Source organism: Kitasatospora sp. NPDC059088 (genome assembly GCF_042738155.1).
Classification (GTDB): Bacteria; Actinomycetota; Actinomycetes; order Streptomycetales; family Streptomycetaceae; genus Kitasatospora.
In genome coordinates this window covers 33,108-38,910 of sequence record NZ_JBHYGR010000090.1, presented here as the reverse complement: position 1 = coordinate 38,910, position 5,803 = coordinate 33,108, and the positions used below count along the sequence as shown (strand labels likewise).

Here is a 5,803-nt window from a genome sequence, read left to right as displayed (position 1 = left end):
GGGCGGGGGCGCCCCCCCCCCCCGGCCCGCCCCCCCCCCCCCCGCGCCGCAGGCGACCGCAGGGGTCAGAGCTGCTGCCAGGCCGGCTTGGCCGCGTAGGTGTCGCGGAAGTAGTCGGCGAGCTTGAGGCGGGAGGCGGCGGCCTCGTCCACCACCACGGTGGCGTGCGGGTGCAGCTGCAGCGCCGAGGCGGGAACGACGGCGGCCAATGGGCCCTCGACGGCCAGCGCGACGGCCTCGGCCTTGGCCTCGCCGGTGGCCAGCAGCACCAGGTGGCGGGCCTCCAGGATGGTGCCGATGCCCTGGGTGATGACGTGGTGCGGGACCTCGTCGATGCTGTCGAAGAACCGGGCGTTGTCGACCCGGGTCTGCCGGGTCAGGGTCTTGATCCTGGTCCGGGAGGAGAGCGAGGAGCAGGGCTCGTTGAAGCCGATGTGGCCGTCCGTGCCGATGCCGAGGATCTGCAGGTCCACACCGCCGGCCTCGGCCAGCGCGCGGTCGTAGGCGGTGGCGGCCGCGGCGATGTCGGCGGCGTTGCCGTCCGGGCCCAGGAAGGACTCCTCGGTCAGGCCGAGCGGCTCCACGACCTCCTTCAAGACCACCGAGCGGTAGGACTCCGGGTGGCCGGCCGGCAGGCCGACGTACTCGTCCAGCTGGCAGATGCGCGCCCGGGAGGCGTCCAGGCGGCCGTCGCGGACCCGCTCGGCGAGGGCCTGGTAGATCGGCAGCGGGGTCGAGCCGGTCGCGACGCCGAGCAGGGCCTCGGGCTTGCCGGTCAGCAGATCGGTGATCGCCGCGGCGATGAGTTCGCCGGCCGCTGGGGCGTCAGGGACGATCACGATTTCCATACTGGGTCCACCGTTCTGAGGCGAGGCTGAGGTCTAGACCTCCGAGGTCTAGACCAGTTTGCCGTGAACGGGGCCCCCAGGTCCACCCGGGGCCGGTCTCCGGGCCGGATGTTCTGCCTGGTGGGGGCTTTCCGGTGCCCGGGCCACCCGGGCCGCCCGGGCCGCCCGAGAAGGCGGGGGAGGCCGGGGAGGCCGGGACGCCCGAGGAGCCGGGGCCCGAAGGCCCCGGCTCCCGGTGCCCGGAGGTCCGGGCTGCCCTGTCTTACGGAGGTGTCCTTCCGGACGGCGCCCCTCCGGCGGCCGATCGGGGTCCGGCCCACCGGAGCGGAGCGCGCCGGATCAGAACGGGTTGGTACAGGTGGTCACCTGCTTGGCGGCGTCCAGCGCCGGGCCGGCGGTGGCGCAGATGATGCGGGGGGCGGTGGCGGTGACCTTGGGGGTGACGGCCTGGGCGGAGCCGAGTCGGACGGTCGTCGCACTGGCGACCGTCTCCCACGGGCTGCCCCAGGCCTGCTGGGTGCGCACCTCTACCTGAACCATCGTCAACTGGGTGGGGTCCGCGCTGACCTGGGCGATGCCGACGATGCCTTCACCGTCGGCCTGGTGCGTGATGCAGGGGCGGTTGAGCACCGTGGCGCAGGCCGCGGTGCCGGCCTCGGACGTCGCCGTGGCGGCCACGGCGGGGGCGGCCGACAGCCCGGCGATCCCTGCCACCGTCATCATCACGGCTGCAATCCGAGTGCGCATGATACGAACCTCCTTGGAAATAAAGGGAATCTCACTTCTTGAGATGAGTCTTGCACACATCATGAGATCGGCAAGTGTGCGTTGCGTCACACCCATGGTGACGGTTCAACTACTGGCTGCAATCGTTCGCCGGATGTTCAGCGCACGGACAAGTCGCGGCCTGACGGATGATCAGTAGGTCCGCAGCGCCCAGGGCGTTCGCCAAGTTCCCGACCTGCAAGGGTTCGTGGCCGATCGCGCCCGCGGCCGGGGTCCCGCGAGGAGTGGCGGGAGGCCGGGAGGAGTCCCGTCCGTGCGGCCGGGGAGGGTCGGAGCGGCCCGGGGCCCGGTTCCCCGTACTCCGGGTCCGCCCGTTTGACCAGGCCTTGAACCACCCTTTTGTCGAAAGCGATCGTCCGGGCCCCGGCCCGCCCCGCCCTTCGTCCGGACTCCTTCACCCGTCCGGGTAAGCGCCTTGCCTCCGGGGCGAATCGGACGGATACCATCGAACCGATCCCACGGAGGTGGCGGCGTGGCCACGGTCATCGTGCAACTACCCAACCAGAGGCCGGAGTCGGCGCCCGGCACGGCGCCCGCACTGCTGCGGATGGGCCCCGGCGAGACCGCGGTGTTCGGCCGCGGCGAGCCCGCCCGGCCCGTCCCCATCCCACTGCCCGACCAGGGCGTCTCCCGCCGGGCCGGCGAAGTGGTCGCCGCCGAGGACTACTGGCTGCTGTCCAACTTCTCCACCACCGCCACCTACGTGGTGGAGAACCTCGAAGGGGCGGGGGAGCACGTCAAGGTCGCCCCCGGCCGGCTCGGCGCACCCGTCCCCTTCGAACTCTCCCGGGTCCTGCTGCCCGCCCTCGGCGAGCCCGCCGCCTTCAAGGTCTTCGCCCCGCAGCACTCCTACCTGGACGGCCACTCCGCCGGCGCGGACGGCGAACGCACCGTCAGCCCCTTCGCCCTGGACCCGACCGCCAAGTACTTCCTGGTGCTGCTCGCGCTCTGCGAACCCCGGCTGCGCTCGCCCTCCGCCGCCGCCGTCCCCGGGGCGACCGAGGTGCTGGCCCGGCTGCGCGCCCTGCCCGCCTGCCACGGGCTGACCCGCTCGGCGGTGAACTACCACATCGACTACCTCGTCGGCGCCAAACTGCGGCTGCGCGAGCCGTACGAGGAGGGCCCGGCCGGGGGCAAACGCGAGGAACTGGTCGCCCTGGCCCTGCGCTTCGACCTCGTCCGGGAGGAGCACCTCGCGCTGCTGCCGCCCCGGCGCCCGGCCACCCGGCCGTGACCCCGGCCGACCCGCCGGGGCCGCCACCCGGTTCACGGCCGCCCTTCGAGGTGCCCCCGGGCTACCTCCTGGCCGGCTACCGCACCGGCGCCTTCCTCGGCGCGGGCGCCTGGGGCAGCGTCTACGCCGCCGAGGGCCCGGACGGCTCCCCGGCCGCCGTCAAGCTGCTCGGACCGGCCCGCTCCAGCCCCGGCCAGCGCCGCACGGCGGCCCAGATGGCCGCCGGGGAACTGCGGTTCAGCCGCCGCGCCGACCACCCCCACCTGATCCGCACCCTCGCCGTGGTCACCGTCGACGACCCCGGCCGCCCCGAACTGGACGGCGCCGTCGCGCTGGTGATGGAACGCGCCGCCCGCAGCCTCCAGGACCTGCTCGCCACCGCGCGCTCCGGCCGGGCCGTCCCCGGCGCCGAGCGGATCCTCGCCGAGGTGTGCGCCGGACTGACCCACATGCACCGGGCCGGCTGGGTGCACGGGGACCTCAAACCGGCCAACATCCTGCTGATGCCCGACGGCACCGCCAAGATCGCCGACTTCGGCCTGACCGCCGAGCTGGAGGGCACCCACGCCTACGCCCCGCCGCTCGGCTCCCCCGACCACGTCCCGCCCGAGTGGTGGTCCCAGCGCACCGGCGCGCGCGGGGTCGCGGTGCGCCCCAGCGCCGACGTCTGGGCCTTCGGGGTGATCGCCCACCAGCTGCTCACCGGAGGGCTGCACCCCTTCCTCGGTGCCACCGCCCGGGCCCGCTCGCTCGCCGCCCAGGCGTACGCGCGCGGCGCGGCCCCGCTGCGGCCGGACCAGGCACTGCCCGCCCGCTGGCGGCCCGTGGTGGCGGCCTGCCTGGCCCCGGACCGGGAGGAGCGCGCCCGCACCGACCTGGCCGCCCTGGTGGCCCGGGCCGGCGCCCGCCCGGCCGCCCGCCGCCGGGTGCTGCGGGCCGGCCTCGGGATGCTGGCCTGCACGGCCGTCCTGCTCGCGCTCACCGGGGGCCCCGAGCCGGTCGGCCGGGCCGGGCCGGGCGGTCACCGCGCCGCACCGCTGCCCGGGCAGATCCCGGCCGGATCCGACGTCCCGCCCGCCTACCGGGGCATGGTCGAGGACGCCGCCCGGCGCTGCCCGGAACCGGAGGTCACCCCCGTCCTGCTGGCCGCCATGCTCAAGGCGGAGAGCGGCTTCGACCCGAACGCGGCCCGCCCGGAGACCGGCGAGTACGGCATCGCGATGTGGACGCCCGCGGTCTTCGAGGCCTGGGCCAAGGCCGCCAGCCACCCCGGGCCGAAGTCCTACCTGGACCCGGGCGACGCGATCGCCGCGATGGGCAACTACGTCTGTTGGCTCGACCAGCAGCTCAAGCGGCAGGGCTTCACCCGCGACCTGCCCGCGCTGGTCGCCGCCGCGTACCGGACCAGCGACAAGACCGTGACGGCCGCCGGGGGCGTCCCGGAGCGGGTCCGGCCGCACGTCGACAAGGTGCTCCGGTACCTCGCCGACTACGGAGGGTGAGCGGACGTATCGGGATGAGTTGTGCCACATCCACCCGTATCCCGGCGCGGGCACCCGGGCGACCGGCCCCCGGTCTGGGATCCTCGGGCGCATGATCACGAAGCTCCGCGCGGCCTCCGCGCAATGGACCGTCGTCGTCCCGGTGGCGGCGTTCGTCGTCCTCGCCCTCACCTGGCACGAGGACCTGCCCGGCTGGGTGGTCGGCGTCGTCGCCGTGTTCCTGGTGGGGGCGGTGCTGGCCGCCGTGCACCACGCCGAGGTGATCGCGCACTGGACCGGGGAGCCGTTCGGATCGCTGGTGCTCGCGGTCGCCGTCACGGTGATCGAGGTCGCGCTGATCGTGACGCTGATGGCCGACGGCGGGGACAAGTCCTCGACCCTCGCCCGGGACACCGTGTTCGCCGCCGTGATGATCACCTGCAACGGGATCATGGGCCTGTCCATCATCGTGGCCGCGGTCAAGTACCGCACCGCCGTCTTCAACGCCGAGGGCACCGGCACCGCGCTCGCCTGCATCGCCACCCTGGCCACGCTCAGCATGGTGCTGCCGACCTTCACCACCAGCACCCCGGGCCCGCAGTTCTCCACCACCCAGCTGACCTACGCGGCCATCGCCTCGCTGGTGGTGTACGGGCTGTTCGTGACCACCCAGACCCTGCGGCACCGGGACTACTTCCTGCCCGTCACCCCGGAGGGCAAGGTCCGCCGGGAGGAGGACGAGGAGGACCACGCGACCCCGCCCACCGTCCGCGCCGCCGGGACGAGCATGCTGCTGCTCGCCGTCGCACTGGTCTCGGTGGTCGGCCTGGCCAAGGGCGTCTCGCCGACCATCGAGTCCGCGGTGGAGAGCGCCGGACTGCCGCACGCCGTGGTCGGCGTGGTGATCGCCCTGATGGTGCTGCTGCCGGAGACCATCGCGGCGCTCCGCTCGGCCGTGCGCAACCGGGTGCAGACCAGCCTCAACCTGGCCCTCGGCTCGGCGCTCGCCAGCATCGGCCTGACCATCCCGGCGGTCGCGATCGCCTCGGTCTGGCTCTCCGGCCCGCTCGTCCTCGGCCTCGAACCCTCGCACCTGGTGCTGCTGACCCTGACGGTCGTGCTCGGCACCCTGACCGTCATCCCGCGCCGGGCGACCCTGCTCCAGGGCGCGCTGCACCTGGGGGTGCTGGCGGAGTTCGTGGTGCTGGCGGTGAATCCGTGACGGGAGTGAACCACTGAGGCCCCTGGGGCCGTGGAGATGAACGGAAGCCCCTGGCACGTCCCCCCGTGCGGTCAGGGGCTTCCGTCGTCTCCGCCCCTGATCAGGGACGAACCCCGGCCCCCCCCCCCCGCCCCACGCGCCGGCCGCCGCGGGGGGGGGCGCGGACTAACACGCCCCCCACGCCCCCCAGCGCGGCACACCCCCCGGGCGCCGCGCCCCGCGGGGCCAAACA

At 74.4% G+C, this 5,803-nt stretch carries 5 protein-coding genes; 3 read left to right on the top strand and 2 right to left on the bottom strand.

Going from position 1 to position 5,803, the window contains the following annotated elements:
- Positions 1 to 65 precede the first annotated feature (65 nt).
- The gene (gene nagB / locus ACFWXO_RS31435; protein WP_380527935.1) at positions 66 to 848 is read right to left on the bottom strand and encodes a glucosamine-6-phosphate deaminase; all 783 of its coding nucleotides are present in this window, start codon (positions 846 to 848) and stop codon (positions 66 to 68) included.
- 339 nt (positions 849 to 1,187) lie between these two features.
- A complete protein-coding gene (locus tag ACFWXO_RS31430) occupies positions 1,188 to 1,595 on the bottom strand; it encodes a hypothetical protein (protein ID WP_380527932.1) in 408 nt (135 codons plus the stop codon).
- A gap of 511 nt (positions 1,596 to 2,106) precedes the next feature.
- Here ACFWXO_RS31430 and ACFWXO_RS31425 point away from each other — a divergent pair.
- From ACFWXO_RS31425 to ACFWXO_RS31415, 3 genes are all read left to right on the top strand, one after another.
- Positions 2,107 to 2,868: a serine/threonine protein kinase gene (locus tag ACFWXO_RS31425; RefSeq protein WP_380527929.1), complete on the top strand. Its 762-nt coding sequence runs from the start codon at positions 2,107 to 2,109 to the stop codon at positions 2,866 to 2,868.
- A gap of 50 nt (positions 2,869 to 2,918) precedes the next feature.
- On the top strand, positions 2,919 to 4,370 hold the full coding sequence (locus ACFWXO_RS31420) for a serine/threonine-protein kinase (protein WP_380527926.1): 1,452 nt from the start codon (positions 2,919 to 2,921) through the stop codon (positions 4,368 to 4,370).
- Positions 4,371 to 4,461: 91 nt separating this feature from the next.
- Positions 4,462 to 5,571, top strand: a complete 1,110-nt coding sequence (locus tag ACFWXO_RS31415) for a calcium:proton antiporter (protein ID WP_375886733.1) — start codon at positions 4,462 to 4,464, stop codon at positions 5,569 to 5,571.
- Positions 5,572 to 5,803: the final 232 nt, after the last annotated feature.